We start from the raw sequence: 19,240 nt of genomic DNA, 5'->3' as shown, positions 1-19,240 counted from the left end.
AAAATGAGATTCGAAACTTCAACTATAAAAGATATTGCAAAAGCTTTAGGACTTTCTACTTCTACAGTTTCCAGAGCTTTACGAGATCGTTATGAAATTAGCGAAGAAACTAAAAAAACAGTTCTGGCTTATGCCGAAAAGGTAAATTACAGAGCTAATCCTATTGCCCGAAGCTTAAAAGAAAGAAGGAGTTATTCTATCGGGATTATTGTAAGTGAAATTGCAAATAATTTCTTTTCGCAGGTAATCAATGGTATCGAATCCATTGCTTACGCTAAAGATTATCATGTAATCATTTCTCAAAGCCACGAGTCTTACAAGCAGGAAAAGCTGAACGTTGAGCATCTCGCATCCCGTTCTATTGATGGTTTATTAATTGCACTATCATCAGAAACACAAGACATCGATTACCTACGCGATTTATATTCAAAAGGCTTACCAATTGTTTTTTTTGATCGTGTTCCCGATAATTTCGAAACCCATAAAGTTATTGCCAATAATTTCAAGGGCTCTTTTGATGCTACTGAACATCTTATTTTATCAGGAAAAAGAGTTATTGCGCATTTAACCAATTCAGAAACGCTTTCGAACACTAAAGAAAGATTAGAAGGTTACAAAGCCGCTCTAGCTAAATACCATATCGAATTTAGGCCCGAACTCGTTAAATATTGCCAGCATGGCGGCATGCACAGCATCGAATTAGAACAAGCTGTTAAAGAACTTTTACCTTTGAAGCCTGATGGAATTTTTATATCGAGCGATCGCTTAACAACAGGTTGTATTATGGCCTTAAGAAAAACAAATCCAGAAGTGGCCCATAAAATTGCTATTGCTGGCTTTACCAACTCCAATCTTGTCGAGTTGTTTAGCCCATCCTTAACAACAGTTAAACAACCCGCATTCGAAATCGGTCAGGTAGCAACAGAATTACTAATTTCTATGATTGAAGCCAAAAGGCCAATTACCGAATTTGAAACAAAAGTTTTGGATACAGAACTCATCAGAATGCAAAAACAATTGGGAAACAGGTTTTTGTAAAAAGCAATATATTTTTACTGAACGCATCAGGTCTCATCTGCCGAAGACTTGCAAGAAATAAATTATTACCTTTGCGCTATGGTAGAAATCGTATTAAAAAAGGGCAAAGAGAAAGCAGCATTACAAAGGCATCCCTGGGTATTTTCGGGCGCTTTAGAAAAAGTTAAAGGGAAACCAGAAGATGGAGATGTTGTAAAGTTATTTGCTTTTGATAATGAATTTCTTGCCTACGGTTATTACAATAGCAATTCTCGTGTTGCCGTTCGGCTTTTAGAATGGGATGAAGAACAAACTATCGATAAAGAATGGTATCAAAATCGCTTGCACCAGGCTATTGCATCTCGTCAATTTATTTTATCTGATAAAACGAATACTTGCAGATTAGTTTTCAGCGAAGCCGATTTTCTACCTGGCTTAATCGTTGATAAATATGCCGATTTTCTTTCATTACAAATCCTGAGTTCTGGTATTGAAAAGGTAAAGAATGATATTGTTGAGATTTTAAAAGCAGAATTACAACCCAAGGGGATTTTCGATAAAAGTGATGCAACGGCTCGTGGTCATGAAGGTTTAGCGGTAGAAAATGGCTTGTTGTGGGGCGAAAACCCGCCAGAATTTTTAGAGGTTAAAGAAAATGGAATTGCCTACAACATTAATATCGCCGAAGGACAAAAATCTGGCTTTTATTGCGATCAACGCGATAACAGAAGTATTTTAGCAAGCTATACTAAGGACAAGAAAGTTCTAGATTGCTTTAGTTATAGCGGAGGTTTTAGCTTGAATAGCTTAGCTAATGGAGCGAGAAGTATCACCAGTGTAGATAGCTCGGCCTTAGCCCTTGAAACCCTAAAACAAAATGTAGGATTAAATAAATTCGACTCCGACAAAATTACAGCTATACAATCTGATGTAAACAAGCAATTACGAGCTTTCAAAGAAACGGGCGAATTGTTCGATATTGTGGTTTTAGATCCACCAAAATATGCACCATCACGTTCTGCATTAGATCGTGCTGCAAGAGCATATAAAGATTTAAATCGCCTAGGAATGCTGCTTTTAGAAAAAGGCGGCTTACTTGCAACCTTCTCGTGTTCAGGTGCTGTAGATATCGAAACCTTTAAACAAATTATTGCCTGGGCAGCATTAGATGCAGGTAAAGAAGTTCAAATTATTAAACAATTCTGTCAACCAGAAGATCATCCAGTTCGAATTTCTTTCCCCGAAGGAGAATATTTAAAAGGATTACTATTAAGAGTTTTATAATTTAGATTAATCATTTATACCCTGTCAGTCTGAGCCTGTCGAAGGACTTAAATTTGAGAAATTTTTCTTCTACAAGCTCAAATAGGACTATGTATTAACTAAATTTCTTCAGAATTTTCTGGGAGTTTTTCATATTCGCCCTTCCAGGCGTAGAATCCAAATATCATTAAACCCAGGCAAATTGGGAAGAAAATGAACAGAATAATGCTCCATTGTAAAATGGTATTTGTTCTTTCTATGCTGGTGTGGGTTAAGCCTATTTTATCTATCGCCTGAATAAATAAAAAAGTCATGGCTAACGGCCCTAAAACCATCCAGGCTAAACCTAAAGTTTTCTTTAACGCATTCATAATATTTAATCGTTAATGTTTTCGTCTCTTTTGTTTGATAAATAAACCGTTCCAATAATTAAACTTAGTGCTGCAATTCCTATCGGATACCAAAGTCCTGATAATGGCGTAGATCCACTAAAACTTGCGATTAAGGTTGCGATAAATGGTACTAATCCACCAAAAACACCATTACCTATATGGTAAGGTAACGACATTGAAGTATAGCGAATTTTAGTTGGGAAAAGTTCTACTAAAAATGCAGCAATTGGTCCATAAACCATTGTAACCAATAAAATCTGGAAGAAAATTAACCCCACAAATTTCCAAAAAATTGGATTTGGCAGCACTTTGTCTTTAATTAAATCTTTAGCGCTTAAAATTCCTTTCGAAGTTGAAATCGTATCGGTTTGAACTTTGGTATAACTTGAACCATTTTCAAAAGCAAATTTGTTTTCTACTGTTCTTAGCGTATCACTGGTATTTGCGATAGCCGTAAATTTAGGTGAACCAACAACAGAAGATGTTTGCTTTGATTGATTGAAGTTTTCAATACTTGTATCGTCTAAAAAAGTTTGATAAATCGGGCGGTAAAAAACAATTCCTAAAAGCATACCCGCAAGCATAATCCATTTACGGCCAACCTTATCGCTCCATGCTCCAAAAACAACGAAAAAAGGTGTGGCAAAAGCAATTCCCCAAAGCAAAATGTATCTCGAATCGTTAAAATCGAGTTTACAGGTATTTTCTAAAAAAGATTGCGCATAAAACTGGCCTGTATACCAAATTACGCCCTGCCCCATTGTTGCACCAAATAATGCCAGCAAAACCATTTTAAAATTTGCCTTATTATTGAAACTTTCTTTAAGCGGGTTTTTAGAAACTTTTCCTTCTGCTTTCAATTTGGAAAACATGGGCGATTCGTGCATTTTCATTCGAATGTAAATCGATACACCTACCAAAACAATTGATAACAAAAATGGAATCCGCCAACCCCAATCGCTAAAGGTCTCTGCTCCTAAAATATTTTTTGTAATTACAATTATGCCCAACGATAAAAACAAACCCAAAGTTGCAGTAGTTTGAATCCAGCTCGTAAAAAAGCCTCGCCTGTTTTTTGGTGCATGTTCGGCAACATAAGTTGCTGCGCCGCCATACTCTCCGCCAAGCGCTAAGCCTTGTATCAATCTTAAAATTAAAACTAATATGGGTGCAGCGTAACCGATTGTTTTGTATGATGGAATTAAGCCAATTAGAAATGTAGAGCCACCCATCAAAACGAGTGTTAACAAAAATGTATATTTCCTACCTATTAAATCGCCTAACCTGCCAAAAACCAATGCACCAAAAGGGCGAACAATAAAACCTGCAGCAAAGATTGCTAAAGTGTTAATTAGGGCTGATGCACCTGCATCTTCAGGAAATAACTGATGACCGATAATAACGGCAAGACTTCCAAAAATATAGAAATCGTACCATTCGATTAGCGTACCTAAAGACGATGCGCCAATAACTTTAAAAATATTGTTCTTTGGAAGAGCTTCACTCATAATTACTCGGAATATTTGGTTTTCTAAGATAAACATTTGTGTCACAAAACAATAAGATCAATTACACTGATTTAAATTGTTACAATAAAACATTTTCGCATTACTTTTGTATTTTCATACAGAAAACCGAACATATGCTTTTAGTACAAAACATTAGAATAAGTAGAATTTTAAGGAATACATGGCAAGTTGATCTTATTATGATTGCTTCTTGTACCGCAGCATACCTTGTTCGAGAATATTTAATAGCCCACCATTTCGAAATCCCAGCGATAATTCCAACGGTTTTAGGTACAGCTATTGCTTTTTTTATTGGCTTTAACAACAATCAGGCTTACGATAGATGGTGGGAGGCAAGAAAAGTGTGGGGCGCTTTAGTTAACGATTCCAGGTCGTTTACCAGATCTTTAATTAACTACGTAGATCATGATGATGAAAGTGTTAAAAAAATGGTTTACAGGCACATTGCTTTCTTGTATGCATTAAAAGCAAATTTACGTGGAACTGTTGATGAAATCTACACTAAATATTTATCGGCAGAAGATTTAGCAGAGATAGAAAAGCACAAGAACATTCACAACGCATTGCTAAATATTCAATCAAGAGATTTACAAAAATTATCGAAAGCAAATGCAATTGATGGTTTTAGGTTTATAGAAATTAATGAAATGCTTACCCGGTTTTCTGATTCGATGGGCATGAGCGAGCGTATAAAAAACACCATTTTCCCAACAACTTACACCTATTTAACCAAAGTATTTATCTGGTTATTTGTAGTTACTTTCACTTTGGTTATTAGCCAATCGGCTGGCATTGCATCAATATTTTTAGGCTGGATGATCGGTTTTGTGTTCGTATCTACGCAAATAAACGGAATGAGTTTGGTTAATCCGTTCGAAAATAATTCAGCAGGTGTTCCATTAAACCAGATTACGAGAACCATCGAAATTAACCTTTTACAGATGCTTAAAGAAGAAGATATTCCAGAACCTGTAAAACCAATTAACGAAGAATATATTCTCTAAGCTTTAGATTGCCTTTTTCCTGCGAAAATAAAGAGCACAGAAACAAGATAGAAAACAATTAGAATTATAAGCGTATTTAGCAGTGCTTTTGGATAACCTAACTTTACAACATTAATAAATGGGTAGGGATATTTATTAATCATGATTCCACGGACAATAATCATAATTATATAAAGCAATGGGTACAACAACCAGGTAAATGCATTCTTATATTCCAAATTAGATTTATTTGCAAAGAAGATCCAGTAAACTAAAACAAGCAGAGGATTTACCACATGTAACAACTCATTAGCAACGCTATGCCAACCACTCGGAACCTCTAATCCACGTAAAGCTAGATTATAAATTATTCCTACAATAACAATATAAACAGTTATTGCTGCTTTTGTAGATGATTTCTCAAAAAACTGCCCCACACTAGAATTTTTAAATAACAATATAACCGTTAAAGCTATTGCACATAAAATATTAGAAAGCACGGTAAAAAAAGATAACATTATTTTCAAAGTTGCCCATACATCGCCATTTAAAGTATTTAAACTCAAATTAAATTGAAGACCAATTGCAAACCACAATACAATTACTGCAATTGTTAAATAGACCTTTTCACTTAATGAAGATTTCATAACTAAATTTATGGGATGAGAAGCCTGATTATTATTAAGCAAAATAATACTTATCTAAAACTAAGATAAGCATATTTAAATTCTATATCGTTTACTAGAATTTTCTCTTTGAGATATTTTAATGCCTGCTGATGAATCTAATTCGAGCCTTTATTTATTTCCGCTTTAAGCTTTTCTTCAAAAACTAAGGTTTGTTCTTTTATTGATGGGATTTCATTATTAAAAGAGACAGCATTAATCGCTTTAATGATCTTACCATCTTTACCAATTAAAATATTTGTTGGATAACCGTGATTGATATTCAACTTCCTGATCTCATCATGAGTTAATGAAACAATTTCATATTTATAACCACTTTGGTTTTGAAACTTCTTGGCCGATTTAGGTAAATCATAGGTTATGGCAATGAAACGAACACCAGCTTTTCCATATTTATCTACCAGTTTATTTAGTTCGGGCATTTCCTTAACACAAGGCGGACAAGCCTCAAACCAAAAATTAATTACTACAATTTTACCCTTTAAACGGCTTGATAAAAATTGTTTATTATTTATGTTAGCCCCTTTGAAATCTGGCAAATCTTTACCTATTAATTCTTCAAAAAAGGTTTCTTGCGTAGCCCATTTAACTGGTTTTGTTTGTGCATTTGCAAAAGAAGCTGAACATAAAATAATAAGTAATAAGAAAGTTTTCATGGTAGGCTAAATATAAAAAAAGTCTTGCCAAAATTTTGGCAAGACTCTAATTTGTTTGGTTAAAATCTTTTATTTAAAGGTTATTGCACCATACTCCGACCTAATATTTATACTACCTCCGCTACCATTACCAACCTTACCCGAATATCTTTTAGTTTCATCATCATCGCTATTTTTAGTTGCAGAAACATTCGAACCGTATTTAAAACCAGCATAAGTAGTGGTAATATTAAAATTAGCGTTATAATTGCTTGCAAAGCCAATTCCAGCGCTTGCATATTCGCCATTAAAAATAAAGCTCTTACAAGCTGGTGTAAGTTCAGCAACGCTTAATCTGTTATAATCCATTTTAATGTTTGCATCGCCATTCAATGTACCCAAAGTAACATTCGTATATTCCGAATTAATCGAAAGCTTACCCGCATTTGCAATAGATAAACTTCCATAACCCTGTTTTATGACAGTATTTCCTTTAACACTATTGATATTTACTTTAGCATATTCGCTATTTAAAAGCAGGTTACCTGCAATAGAACCAACGGTTAAACCCGAACCATACTGGATCTTTATATTTGCCGATTTCGAAATCGTATTAACATTAACAGGAACATATTCTGCATCTAATTGTAAAGTACCAACCGATCCGATGCTTACGCCACCGCCATACTCGTGTTTTACCACAGCTGTGTTAATATCCTGAATAGTTGCTTTACCGTATTGTACATAAATGTAATTGTTACCGCTATTTAAGTTACCAGCCGTTAAATTTCCGTATTGAACTTTTAAAGATGTCGGACCAGAGTAATCAGCCAATTCGATATTGCCATATTGTTGTTGAGCCGTTAATGCATTTACTGCGGGCATATAAACTACGTAGTTTACCTTTATTTCTCTTCTCCACTTTGTGCTACCATTGGTAATTACTCTACCGTAACGACCATTTCTATCACTCATATTAGTTTTAACAGAAACCTGGTCGCCAGTTTTGTTCGCATCTATAGTAACTTCATCAATTAGTTTCTGAACATCACTATCCGAGTTGCTGTAGGCTTTGATTTCTACATCTACTTTAACTTCTTTCCTGTCCCAGGTTTTAATTACCATAGAACCATACTGGTTATTAAAACTAACTTTATCACCGTTATCAACACTAAAAGTTTTGCTAAACGACTTAGAACGTTCAGCATCGCCACCTGTTTGATTACTTACGGTAATACTTATTGGTGCATTTTTCGATGAACTAACTGAACTAGTGGTTATAGTGTTAACAGCATAATTTTCTGATGGGCTGCTAACCACAATGCCCTGTTGAGCGTAAGTTTTTACGGCGATTAAAGCCATAAAGGCTAAAAATAATTTTATCGTTTTCATATTATTAATTATTAAACACTTACCTGCTTAAATCCTGCCGACCGATTTTAAGCCCGATAAATGTGTTGAGCGCATGTTTCTAGTCTAAATCTGATTAACTTTTTTATAATCGTCAACCTGGTTTATAATCATTAATTGTTGTCTTAATAAATTCAGCTGAAGCTCTCTGTTTTTTACCATTGCCTTAACCAAAAAAAGTTGATTGGGCGTGCTAGGCAGCTCAGATTTTAATCTTTCGTAATCTTCATCAAGCTTTTTTAAATCTGCCGTAAATTTTTTATACAGCTCTGGATTTGCCGAAGCAAAAATGGCCAAGCTGTCTCTTTTATCGGTAATTAGATTCGTAAAATGAACTTCCTTTTGAGCCGCAGCCGCATTAACATCTGCTATTTCGATTGCCTCATTTTGCGTTCTTCCTGCGTATAACCAAACTAAACCGAAAACAACCACGATAGATGCTGCCGCACTCATCCATAAATACAGCTTTATCGACTTTTTTTCTTTTTTACCATCCAGTTCTTGTTCAATCTTTGCCCAAAGCCCTGCCGATGGCTCCATTACATCAAATGCCTTACGGTTATCCTTAACAAAGGTTTCTAATCTATTATTCATCTCTCATCCCTTTCTGTTCTAAAATACTTTTTAACTTTTTTTTCGCCCTCATGTATTGGGTGCGACTTGTGTTTTCACTAATTTTTAAAATATGCGATATCTCTTCATGGTCGTAACCTTCTAGCAAGTATAAACTCAGTACAACCCGATAACCATCTGACAGTTCGGTAATGGCTTTTCGAATATCTTCAGCCTGTAATTGCACCTCATATTCATCAAAACTAACCTCGTCGGGCACTTCGCTAATTTCATCCGTACTTACAAACTCCATTTTACGCTTACGCAAATAATTAATCGATTTGTTAATTACGATTTGCTTTAACCAAAGCCCAAAAGTGGTTTCCTGCCTAAAATCTATAATTCTTGTAAAAGCGTCTAAAAAAGCCTCCTGTAAAACATCTTCAGCTTCTTCTTCGTAATTTAAAATGCGCAACGCCACATTGTACATAGCCTTGGCGTACAATTTGTATAATTCAAACTGCGCTGCCCTGCTGCCCTGCATGCATGCTTTTACCAATTCCAGGTTTTTATCGACGTATACCGCTTCCAATTTTTTGATGATTCTGATTATAAGACATAAGAGATTTTAAAACGTTGCATCAAGGTATAAAAAAAGTTTATAACCCTTTAAAAACTACATGCTCTGAAAAGCACTTACAAAAGCTATTCGGTTACTTCAGTCCCGCTTTTCGTTTCAATCTTTTTAATAATTTACTGTCATGCTGTGGCACGAAGCTTCTGTTTCATCGGTTGCAGATGCTTCGTGCCTCAGCATTACGGCTTAATCAGGGTTGCTGCAAATTAAAAAGTATTTTCACTTCAATCGGGTTTAATATGGAAAGCAATCATTCTAATCATCATAAATTTGAAATCCCTGAAACAAACAATTAACTTCATACCATGGAAACCGATTTAATTATAAAAGAAATTGATGCAATACATAAGAAAGCAGATGTAGCTTTCGAGAATAAAAACATTTCAGATTACATTGTTCAATTTGATGAAAGTATCACATACAAAAATGCTGATGCCACCACTTTCGATAAAAAGGAATTGATTAATGAAACAGAAAAGTATTTCAGAAAAACAAAAGGCATAAGCACAACTTACTACCGCATAAAATCATCTGTAGAAAATGATATTTTCATAGAGAAAATCGCCCGAAAATCTATTATCTATATCAAAGGTTTATTATTTACAAAAAAACAAACCATCCAAACCGAAGAAATTTTTAACTGGAAAAAATTAAACGCACAATGGAAAGTTGTTGAAGTTGAAATTACTTTAGAGGAAAAATATTGAGATGAATGAAGATAATGATGATTTTGTAAAAGTACTTTTCAAATTCTACAGCGACGTTTTAGAAGAATGGACTGTAGAAACAATGTGGGCGGAAATCATTGATTTAGATAAAGGCTACTTCAGAATTGAGAACATTCCTTTCTACGCTTCATTTGCGTGTGGTGATATCATCTTCGCAGAACATGACTATGACGAAGAAATGCTTACCTATAGAGAATTAATTGAAGCTTCGGATAATTCGACAATACAAGTCGTAATCACCAAAAAGTCAACCCAAACAAATAATATTAGAGAAATCTTTAATCTCTTGGGTTGCGAATCGGAAAAGCTTTCAGAAGGTTATTTCGTAATTAATATTCCTGGAGAAATAAATTACGCACTTGTCAAACGTGACCTTTCGACATTGAAGCTGGATAAAATAATTGATTATGCTGAATCTTGTTTATCAGAAAAGCATAAGACCCAATTAAATTAGTATTTAAGCGCAAAACTGCTAGAGGACTTAATTATATGTTTTCAGTACTTCTGTGACTAACAAAATAGCAACATAAATTTCCTCGAATCTTCTATTCAAAAGTTTAAAACAAAATCGGTATTTTTGCCGCTCAATTTAGATTACAATATATGTTAAGAACAGTAACTTGTGGTGCACTAACCCTTAATAACTTAGGCGAAAGTGTAACCCTATGTGGTTGGGTACAAAAATCAAGAGATTTAGGCGGGATGACTTTCATCGATATCCGCGATCGTTATGGTATTACTCAGTTGGTTTTTAACATGGACGATAATCGTGAACTTTGCGAAGCTGCACGTGCGTTAGGTCGTGAGTTTGTAATTAAAGCAATTGGTACGGTTGTAGAAAGAAGCAACAAAAACCCTAAAATGTCAACTGGCGATGTAGAGATTAAAATCACTGCATTAGAAATTTTAAATGCTGCAAAATTACCTCCTTTCTTAATCGACGATGAAACAGATGGCGGTGATGAATTGCGTATGAAATACCGCTATTTAGATTTACGTCGTAATCCAGTTCGTAATAATCTGGTTTTACGTCATAAAATGGCGCAATCGGTTCGTCGTTATTTAGATGCCTTAGATTTTATTGAAGTAGAAACACCCGTTTTAATTAAATCTACACCAGAAGGGGCAAGAGATTTCGTTGTACCAAGCCGTATGAACGCGGGTGAATTTTATGCCTTACCGCAATCGCCGCAAACTTTTAAGCAACTGCTTATGGTTTCAGGTTTTGATAGGTACTTCCAAATTGTGAAATGTTTCAGAGATGAAGATTTAAGAGCTGATCGTCAGCCAGAATTTACTCAAATTGATTGCGAGATGTCTTTCATTGAGCAAGAAGATATTTTAAACACTTTTGAAGGCTTAATTCGTACTTTATTTAAAGAAGTTCGCAATTATGATTTACCAGAAGTACCACGTATGCAATATGCAGACGCCATGCGTTTATATGGTTCAGATAAACCAGATACTCGCTTTGATATGCAATTTGTTGAATTAAACGAACTGGTAAAAGGAAAAGGTTTCCCTGTTTTTGATAATGCAGAATTAGTTGTCGGTATTAATGCAAAAGGTGCTGCTAGCTACACACGTAAACAATTAGATGAGTTAACTGATTTCATAAAGCGCCCTCAAATTGGCGCTACTGGATTAATTTACGCTCGCCATAACGACGATGGAACAATTAAATCATCTGTAGATAAATTCTTCAACGAAGAAGATTTAAAACAGTGGAGCGAGGCTTTTGCAACTGAAAAAGGAGATTTAATTCTAATTCTTGCTGGCTCAACAGATAAAGTTCGTAAGCAATTAAACGAGCTTCGTTTAGAAATGGGTAACCGTTTAGGTTTACGCGATAAAAATAAATTTGCAGCACTTTGGGTATTGGATTTCCCGCTTTTGGAGTGGGATGAAGAAACAGAGCGTTACCATGCCATGCACCATCCGTTCACTTCGCCAAAACCAGAAGATATCGAATTACTAGACACTGATCCTAAAAATGTTCGTGCAAATGCTTATGATATGGTTGTAAACGGAACCGAGATTGGTGGTGGTTCTATTCGTATTCACGATAGAGCTTTACAAGCTTTAATGTTTAAGCATTTAGGCTTTAGTGCCGAAGAAGCTCAAAAACAGTTTGGCTTCTTAATGGACGCATTCGAATTTGGCGCACCGCCACACGGTGGTATCGCTTTTGGTTTCGACCGTTTAACTTCGATTTTTGCAGGTTTAGATTCAATTCGCGATGTAATTGCTTTCCCTAAAAATAATTCAGGAAGAGATGTAATGATTGATAGTCCGAGTACTATTGATGATAAACAGTTAAAGGAATTGAAAATTAAGACAGATTTGTAATTGGTTCAATGGTTCATCAGCCATTAACTCACCAATGGCGTTGAGCCTAAATAAAAAACATAAATCATAAGAAAGGCGTCCAAAAATATTTTCGGACGCCTTTTCTATATATTTTACTTTCGATGAAATTATTTAGGTTAAACACCCAAACAAATAAACCGATTCCTGGTAAATCTTCGAACTAAAATGTTTCACTATCGGGCGGAATGCCATAATCGACAAACTTTTTGTCCTTTTTCTCTTTTTTCTTGCCGAAAAAACCTTTAACTGAGTTAAAAATCGCAGAGATATGTTCCGCATCTAAAGATTTACCTACTTTGCCAGAAACTAAACCAACAGCTGCTTTAGTTAAAAAACCCGCACCTCTAAAAAGGGTTTTATTCATAAACATTGGCAAAAGCAAAGACATTGCTGTTCCACTTAAATTTAGTTTATCATCAACCTTAAAAAGATTACTCGGTGTAGCATATTTTTTAATTAATGCGCCTAAAGTAAATTGATGCAAATATGTTTTCGCATCAGCTTTAAGCATATTTTGCTTTAAGGTATAGTCTACTTTAAGCTCGAGTTTTTTAGCTTGTAAATCCGTGAGATTTCTGATGTTTTTATAACTTCTCATCATCTTCCTCCTTATCTGCTAGTTTATCAAAATACTTTCTGATAGCCACGTTAATAATAGCCTTTTCAATGTATTTATCTTTGGTTAAATAAACTATTACTGCCAATAAAATATAGAATAATGAAACGCAACCGAAACCACCAGCATAACTTCCTAAAACATCGGAAAGGTAAAGTGCAAGTGTTACAGACCCAAACAAAAATGCCAATATAAAACAAACAATAACTGCGGTACTGGTTACTAAATCGGCAAAAATTTTAGATACTTTTTCTACAAGATAAAGTCTGGTGTATTCTACCCTGGCTTCTAAAAAGCCCTTGGCATCATCTACCAAATCTTCAATACTCTTATCATTATTTTCCTGCATAATTCAGATGATATTTAACCAGATTCAATATGAATCTGGTTATTATTTATTTTTTACGCGTGCTCTACGTCGTCGCTATATTCTTCTTCTACACTTCTCAATTTGGTTTTAATCGAGCTTACTACTTTTTCTTTCAAGCTTGATAAATTGTTAATTTCATCAGCAGCTTTATCTCTTATCGAATCACCTAAATCTTTTAAAGATTGGCTTAATTTATCACGCGTTTCTTCGCCTTTTTCTGGTGCAAATAAAATTCCTAGTGCAGCTCCAGCCGCTAATCCCGCTAAAAGGGCAACTACAACTTTTGAGTTATCATTCATAATAATGTATTTTAAGGGTTTGACATTTACAAAATAATATTGCCAAATTATTTTTGTTAAGCTATAAATTATAACTCATTTTGCCCATTATTTGTTTTAATTCTTTCCAATCTTTCTGATGCCAGTGTACTGGTTTCATAAATTTTAACGAGCAAAATAAAATAAGATAACAATAGTGGACCAAAAACCAAGCCCAATATTCCGAATAAAGGGATACCAATAATTACGCCAATTACTGTAATTATGGGATGAATGTTACCTACTTTTTTCGCTATTATAAATCTAAGAACATTATCGATATTAATAATAACAACAAAGCCAAAAATTAACATGGCCCAACCCGCGAAATTATTTCCATTTGCAATTTGTAAAATAGCCGCTGGTACAAATACCACAGGGGGTCCTAAAACGGGCACAAACGATATAAATGTAGTAATCACGCCCCAAAAAACAGGATCCTTATATCCCAGGACATAAAATGACAAACTCACTAAAGAACCCTGAACCAGGCAGATTAATCCTTGTCCGATAACATTCGCATAGGTTGTATTTCTCATCTCATCGCCAAAACGCAAGGCATTTTGCTCTCTAAGTGGTGCATATTTTATTAGGGAATGTTCGAATTTTTTTCGCTCTATCAACATAAAGTAGAGTAAAAAGTACATCACCAGTAAACCTAGTATAATATTTACAGCACTCGAAATAAGGGAAGGAAAAAGCTGCGTTGCCCAATTTCCAATACGGTTCATGCCGTCTTGAATTAAAGTTTCATTTATTTTAATTGGTAGAAGATGCTGAAGCTTTACAAGCAGGTTTTTAAAGAAAATTTCGTTATTTCTCAGTTCAGATATTTTGCTAATCACCATGCTGCTTAAAGCATAAAAAGGCAAAACGATTAAAACAATACTAACCGCTATAATAAATAAGGCAGCCAGCCTCTTGTTCCATCCTTTAGTTTCGGCTAGATAAATGTAAACAGGACGCATAATCGTATACAAAACAAGTGTACTTAAAATAGCACTAAAAATACCTTGTAAAGAGTACGCAATTAATAGCCCAAGTGCTATAATAATTACAAGATTAATATTATTACGCTGCTTAAACGAGAATACCGACATAATTTAATTGCTTGGTATTCTTTTAAAGATAGAAAAGAGCTATTTTGTTTGAGTTTGCGAAAATTTTTTCTTTACCTTCAATTTTTTGTAAAGTGTTTTCGCTATCGATATTTGAAATTTGTGCTGCCTTCGTTTGATTAACGCTAATTTTACATGATATCTTGATAGCCTGCAGTAATGATTACAGCTGTTGTTGAATAATTTTCCTTGATTTTTATTAAAACATCCCGCCCATCGGTATCATCACATCTGTAATCTCAAGGCACCAGATCAAAAGTATGTGTCTTTATAATCGATAGCAGAATAACCAGTTATACTATTTTAAACTTCCAAACCATTTATGGTTATAAAGTTGGATAGTAAAAGTCATCGAATATCAGGAGAGAATTCAGGGTGCATAATTAGTAAAAAAATTCTATTGGTAAATGTGTTCTAAATTTTTTAAAATAAAACCTGAATTAATCAAACATAAATATTATTCTCCTGCAAAAATCGCTTTTCGTTTTTCTACAAATGCGGAAACACCTTCTTTAAAATCTTTGGTCTCAAAGCACTTTCCAAACTCCTCAATCTCAACACCATAGCCATCTTCATCATTTATTGAAGCGATAACAGATTTTATTGCAGCAGCAACCGCTAATGGCGCACGTTGCTTAATCACATTCAAAATCTCTTCTGCTTTAGAAATCAAGCCTTCTTGCGGCACAACATAATTTACCAGGCCTACTTTTTCTGCATCAACAGAGCTAATCATACTTGCTGTAGTGATCATTTCTATCGCTTTTCCTTTACCTACCAATTGAGTTAAACGTTGTGTACCGCCATAACCTGGAATTAGACCCAGTGTTACTTCTGGCAATCCTAATTTGGCATGCTCAACGGCCACTCTCATGTGGCAAGCCATAGCCAATTCTAAACCTCCACCTAAAGCAAATCCATTTATGGCAGCAATAAAAGGCTTTGGCGAATTTTCTATCGCATTGAAGACTTTTTCGTGCCCATTTCTCGCTAATTCCTCACCTTGTTTACCACTGTAATCAGAAAATTCTTTAATATCAGCACCAGCCACAAATGCCTTTTCGCCTGCACCAGTTAAAATTACACCTCTAACTTCGTCGGTTTTTGCAGCAAATTCAACTACATCAGCAAGTTCTGCCAATGTTGCTGCATTTAAAGCATTTAATGCCTTCTCGCGGTTTATGGTAACGTATAAAATGTTTTCTTTTACTTCTGATATTAAATTTTGATATGACATAGCTTAAAAGTTTCTGTTTTCTGTAACCCAATTTTGAATATATTCTACAATGCTTGCCATCGTTGTTCCTGGAGGAAATAATTCTCCAACACCAAGTTCAGCTAGTTTAGTCCTGTCTCCTTCTGGAATAATTCCGCCTCCTGTTAATAGCACATCATCCATCTGTTTTTCTTTCATAAAATGAATTATTTTTGGAAAAACCGTCATATGTGCCCCCGAAAGGATTGAAACCCCAATTGCATCAACATCTTCCTGCAGTGCAGTATTAACAACCATTTCGGGCGTTTGACGCAAGCCAGTGTATATCACTTCCATACCAGCATCGCGTAAAGAAGTTGCGATTACTTTAGCCCCTCTGTCGTGCCCATCAAGCCCAACTTTGGCTACTAAAACGCGTATCGGGCGGTTTAATTCTTTGCTCATAGTGAATATTAAGTTGATGTAAATGTATCGAATTTTCTTTTTAAAGGATTATGGAATTGGAAATAGAGAACGGATTGTGGGTTACATAGATTTGGGGAATTGAAAATAGGAAATAGATTGAAGGTTTAAGTCATTGAAAATTTTATTCAATCTATTTCCGATTCTCTATTCCCCCATTTCCTACCTCAAATTATTCTATTCACTATTCCTTATATAATTACGCTCAATCTTTTTACATTTGCATTCCTAATTTACAGGTTTTTATGAGTGAAGAAAAGTCATTGAACTTTATTGAAGAAATTGTTGAGAACGACTTAAATAGTGGTAAGTATGAAACTTTGGTTACGCGTTTTCCGCCAGAACCTAATGGTTATCTACACATCGGCCACGCGAAAGCGATTTGCTTAAACTTCGGACTAACACAAAAATACGGCGGGTATACAAACTTGCGTTTTGACGATACTAATCCAGTTACGGAGAAAACAGAGTATGTAAACAGCCAGCAAGAAGATATTAAATGGTTAGGTTTTAGCTGGAAAAACGAATTATTTGCATCAGATTATTTTGATGAATTGTATTCTTTTGCCGTAAAACTAATCGAAAAGGGCTTGGCTTATGTTGATGAAAGTTCTGCAGAAGAAATTGCAAACCTAAAAGGCACACCTACCGAACCTGGAAAAGATAGCCCTCATCGTAATCGCAGCGTTGAAGAAAACTTAGACATTTTCACTAGAATGAAAAATGGTGAGTTTGCGGATGGCGCTTATATTTTGAGAGCAAAAATCGATATGGCAAGTCCGAATATGTTAATGCGTGATCCGATTATTTATCGTATTAAACATGCAGAACATCACCGTACAGGCAACAAATGGTGCATTTACCCAATGTACGATTTTGCTCACGGCCAAAGTGATAGTATCGAAAACATCACCCATTCGATTTGTACATTAGAATATGTTTCGCATCGCGAACTATACGATTGGTTTATCGATAAATTAGAAATTTTCCCTTCAAAACAATATGAATTTGCCCGCTTAAACCTTACTTCAACCGTAATGAGTAAGCGTAAATTATTGCAATTGGTAAACGAAAATTTAGTTAGTGGATGGGATGATCCACGTATGCCTACAATTTCTGGCTTACGCAGAAGAGGTTTTACACCAAAAAGTGTTCGCGAATTTTGCGAGCGTATTGGTATTGCAAAACGCGAAAACCTGATCGAATTAAGTTTATTAGAATTTTGCATCCGTGAGGATTTAAATAAAACAGCTAATCGTGTGATGGCCGTTTTAGATCCAATTAAATTAGTGATAACCAATTACGAAAAAGGAAGTGAAGATTTAATCGGCGAGAACAATCCTGAAGCAGAAGATGGCGGAGGCACACGTGTTATTCCATTCAGCAACGAACTTTGGATTGAGCGTGAAGATTTCATGGAGGTACCTGCAAAAAAATGGTTCCGTTTAGCGCCAGGTGCAATGGTTCGTTTAAAATTTGCCTATATCGTTAAATGCGAAGATTTTGTTAAGGATGAAAATGGTAACGTGACCGAAATTCATTGTACTTACATTCCCGAATCGAAAAGCGGAAATGATACAAGTGGAATTAATGTAAAAGGAACCATTCATTGGGTTAGTGCAGCACATGCAAAAACTGCAGAAATTCGTTTGTACGATCGCTTATTTACTTCCGAAACGCCAGATGCTGAGGAAGGAGACTTTAAGGATTATTTAAATCCTGAAAGCTTAACCGTATTGCCTAATGCATACATCGAACCAGCTTTGGCTGATGCTGATTTAGATGGTCGTTACCAGTTCATCAGAAAAGGGTATTACTGCTTAGATAGAGATTCTACACCTGAAAAACTTGTTTTCAATAGAACAGTTACATTAAAAGATACCTTTAAGAAACCGAACTAAATAGTTTAGCTTTCTTAATAAACACGGATAGACCAGTTTTATCCGTGTTTTTTTATGCCAAGATTGTTGCCATAGAAAGTAATCTTGCAGATGATATGCGATGCTAATCCGCGATATTGACGGAATTTAAGAACATTCTATTATTCCGCAATCTCATTGGCTAAACGGCAAACCTATTTAATATTTTGTATAAACATTATACAAAACCAAAATATCTACAGGCGTTAGTTTTGGTTTTAGATCTGTTTGAATAAAATGACGCTTAAAAGCTATAATTGCAGCACCTAAATCACTTGTATCGTAGCCCATAAGCTTTAATGCATTAGTGGTATCGAAATCAACTGGTGGGTTTTGAAGTACATCATCGTACCAATACCCAAAACCCTTAACTGCTAATTTTTTCCATGGAAAATTGTTCGGGTCTGGTTTACGTTTTGGGGCAATATCTGCGTGCCCAATAAAGTTTGCGGTTGGGATTCCGTATTTCTTTTTCAGCGTTGTTAAAAGTTTTATCAAGCTGTTAATCTGTGCATCAGGCCAAATATCGGTTGTGCCGTTATTGTCTAACTCAATCCCAATCGATGAAGAATTCAAATCGGTATCTTTACCCCACTTACTTACCCCTGCATGGTTAGAACGAAGATAATCGTTAACCATCTGAACTACTTTCCCATCGCGGCTAACCACATAATGTGCACTAGTTCCTGCTTTTGTAGAGTGAAATGTTTTTATAGTTTGGGCTAAACTATCTTGGGCAGTATGGTGAATAATTACAAAATTAGGCTTACGAATGCCAAAATTTACAGAGCCAATCCATTGCTGGTTTGCAGCATTTACTGAATCATAAAGCTGACCTTCGGGCGGCGTTGCCAATATAATCTTTGAAAAACCCTTAACCTTTTCTTTATAAATTTTTTCGGTTGCAGCATACTTATTTGTGCTACAGGCAGAAATTAAAAAAATTAAAACAATTGAAAGTGATAAACGATTTTTTGTAAGACTTGTTAACAACATAATGTATTTTATTAATGCATCGAA

The 19,240-nt window shown here is 35.1% G+C and carries 21 protein-coding genes; 7 read left to right on the top strand and 14 right to left on the bottom strand.

What is annotated here, in order from left to right; translation table 11 throughout:
* The first annotated feature begins 3 nt into the window (after window positions 1-3).
* Entirely contained in the window at window positions 4-1,038 is a 1,035-nt protein-coding gene (locus tag ACZZZI_RS11045) for a LacI family DNA-binding transcriptional regulator (RefSeq protein WP_344768078.1), read from the top strand.
* A gap of 78 nt (window positions 1,039-1,116) precedes the next feature.
* Entirely contained in the window at window positions 1,117-2,301 is a 1,185-nt protein-coding gene (locus ACZZZI_RS11040; RefSeq protein WP_463489451.1) for a class I SAM-dependent rRNA methyltransferase, read from the top strand.
* A gap of 98 nt (window positions 2,302-2,399) precedes the next feature.
* On the opposite strand, the gene ACZZZI_RS11035 is transcribed toward ACZZZI_RS11040, so the two are convergent.
* Entirely contained in the window at window positions 2,400-2,651 is a 252-nt protein-coding gene (locus ACZZZI_RS11035; protein ID WP_344768080.1) for a DUF6814 family protein, read from the bottom strand.
* A gap of 5 nt (window positions 2,652-2,656) precedes the next feature.
* Window positions 2,657-4,180: an MFS transporter gene (locus ACZZZI_RS11030; protein ID WP_344768082.1), complete on the bottom strand. Its 1,524-nt coding sequence runs from the start codon at window positions 4,178-4,180 to the stop codon at window positions 2,657-2,659.
* A gap of 134 nt (window positions 4,181-4,314) precedes the next feature.
* Here ACZZZI_RS11030 and ACZZZI_RS11025 point away from each other — a divergent pair, with 134 nt between their 5' ends.
* Window positions 4,315-5,205, top strand: a complete 891-nt coding sequence (locus ACZZZI_RS11025; protein ID WP_316755139.1) for a bestrophin family protein — start codon at window positions 4,315-4,317, stop codon at window positions 5,203-5,205.
* Here ACZZZI_RS11025 and ACZZZI_RS11020 read toward each other — a convergent pair.
* The 5 genes from ACZZZI_RS11020 to ACZZZI_RS11000 all read right to left on the bottom strand — a co-directional run bounded on the left by ACZZZI_RS11020 (window position 5,202) and on the right by ACZZZI_RS11000 (window position 9,059).
* The gene (locus tag ACZZZI_RS11020) at window positions 5,202-5,831 is read right to left on the bottom strand and encodes a Pr6Pr family membrane protein (protein WP_463489450.1); all 630 of its coding nucleotides are present in this window, start codon (window positions 5,829-5,831) and stop codon (window positions 5,202-5,204) included. The genes ACZZZI_RS11025 and ACZZZI_RS11020 overlap by 4 nt on opposite strands.
* Window positions 5,832-5,968: 137 nt before the next feature.
* On the bottom strand, window positions 5,969-6,526 hold the full coding sequence (locus ACZZZI_RS11015) for a peroxiredoxin family protein (RefSeq protein WP_463489449.1): 558 nt from the start codon (window positions 6,524-6,526) through the stop codon (window positions 5,969-5,971).
* Window positions 6,527-6,595: 69 nt separating this feature from the next.
* Complete coding sequence (locus tag ACZZZI_RS11010) at window positions 6,596-7,897, bottom strand: hypothetical protein (RefSeq protein ID WP_344768088.1); 1,302 nt, start codon at window positions 7,895-7,897, stop codon at window positions 6,596-6,598.
* A gap of 84 nt (window positions 7,898-7,981) precedes the next feature.
* Entirely contained in the window at window positions 7,982-8,509 is a 528-nt protein-coding gene (locus ACZZZI_RS11005; RefSeq protein ID WP_463489448.1) for a hypothetical protein, read from the bottom strand.
* Complete coding sequence (locus tag ACZZZI_RS11000) at window positions 8,502-9,059, bottom strand: RNA polymerase sigma factor (RefSeq protein WP_463489447.1); 558 nt, start codon at window positions 9,057-9,059, stop codon at window positions 8,502-8,504. The genes ACZZZI_RS11005 and ACZZZI_RS11000 overlap by 8 nt, the downstream gene beginning before the upstream one ends.
* A 350-nt stretch (window positions 9,060-9,409) precedes the next feature.
* Between ACZZZI_RS11000 and ACZZZI_RS10995 the strand changes: the two genes are divergently transcribed.
* The 3 genes from ACZZZI_RS10995 to aspS all read left to right on the top strand — a co-directional run bounded on the left by ACZZZI_RS10995 (window position 9,410) and on the right by aspS (window position 12,181).
* A complete protein-coding gene (locus tag ACZZZI_RS10995) occupies window positions 9,410-9,811 on the top strand; it encodes a hypothetical protein (RefSeq protein WP_463489446.1) in 402 nt (133 codons plus the stop codon).
* 1 nt (window position 9,812) lies between these two features.
* Window positions 9,813-10,286, top strand: coding sequence for a DUF4265 domain-containing protein (locus tag ACZZZI_RS10990; RefSeq protein ID WP_463489445.1), 474 nt, complete (start codon window positions 9,813-9,815; stop codon window positions 10,284-10,286).
* 149 nt (window positions 10,287-10,435) lie between these two features.
* Entirely contained in the window at window positions 10,436-12,181 is a 1,746-nt protein-coding gene (aspS, locus tag ACZZZI_RS10985; protein ID WP_463489444.1) for an aspartate--tRNA ligase, read from the top strand.
* 181 nt (window positions 12,182-12,362) lie between these two features.
* Here the strand turns inward: aspS and ACZZZI_RS10980 are convergent, their stop codons facing one another.
* The 6 genes from ACZZZI_RS10980 to ACZZZI_RS10955 all read right to left on the bottom strand — a co-directional run bounded on the left by ACZZZI_RS10980 (window position 12,363) and on the right by ACZZZI_RS10955 (window position 16,283).
* Window positions 12,363-12,803: a hypothetical protein gene (locus tag ACZZZI_RS10980; RefSeq protein ID WP_424057960.1), complete on the bottom strand. Its 441-nt coding sequence runs from the start codon at window positions 12,801-12,803 to the stop codon at window positions 12,363-12,365.
* Window positions 12,787-13,167: a phage holin family protein gene (locus ACZZZI_RS10975; RefSeq protein ID WP_316755122.1), complete on the bottom strand. Its 381-nt coding sequence runs from the start codon at window positions 13,165-13,167 to the stop codon at window positions 12,787-12,789. Before ACZZZI_RS10975 ends, ACZZZI_RS10980 begins: the two co-directional genes overlap by 17 nt.
* A gap of 53 nt (window positions 13,168-13,220) precedes the next feature.
* Window positions 13,221-13,487, bottom strand: a complete 267-nt coding sequence (locus ACZZZI_RS10970; RefSeq protein ID WP_316738034.1) for a YtxH domain-containing protein — start codon at window positions 13,485-13,487, stop codon at window positions 13,221-13,223.
* A gap of 68 nt (window positions 13,488-13,555) precedes the next feature.
* Window positions 13,556-14,605, bottom strand: a complete 1,050-nt coding sequence (locus ACZZZI_RS10965; RefSeq protein WP_463489443.1) for an AI-2E family transporter — start codon at window positions 14,603-14,605, stop codon at window positions 13,556-13,558.
* A gap of 475 nt (window positions 14,606-15,080) precedes the next feature.
* Window positions 15,081-15,860: an enoyl-CoA hydratase/isomerase family protein gene (locus tag ACZZZI_RS10960; protein ID WP_463489442.1), complete on the bottom strand. Its 780-nt coding sequence runs from the start codon at window positions 15,858-15,860 to the stop codon at window positions 15,081-15,083.
* A gap of 3 nt (window positions 15,861-15,863) precedes the next feature.
* A complete protein-coding gene (locus ACZZZI_RS10955) occupies window positions 15,864-16,283 on the bottom strand; it encodes a cobalamin B12-binding domain-containing protein (RefSeq protein ID WP_463489441.1) in 420 nt (139 codons plus the stop codon).
* Between the two features lie 263 nt (window positions 16,284-16,546).
* On the opposite strand from ACZZZI_RS10955, the gene ACZZZI_RS10950 reads away from it, so the two are divergent.
* Window positions 16,547-18,202: a glutamine--tRNA ligase/YqeY domain fusion protein gene (locus ACZZZI_RS10950; RefSeq protein ID WP_463489440.1), complete on the top strand. Its 1,656-nt coding sequence runs from the start codon at window positions 16,547-16,549 to the stop codon at window positions 18,200-18,202.
* A gap of 177 nt (window positions 18,203-18,379) precedes the next feature.
* On the opposite strand, the gene ACZZZI_RS10945 is transcribed toward ACZZZI_RS10950, so the two are convergent.
* Entirely contained in the window at window positions 18,380-19,216 is an 837-nt protein-coding gene (locus ACZZZI_RS10945; RefSeq protein ID WP_344768103.1) for an N-acetylmuramoyl-L-alanine amidase, read from the bottom strand.
* Window positions 19,217-19,240 lie beyond the last annotated feature (24 nt).

This window comes from Pedobacter sp. AC190, assembly GCF_979258025.1.
The sequence above is the reverse complement of the archived record's forward strand: the minus strand, read 5'-3'. Positions and strand labels throughout refer to the sequence as shown.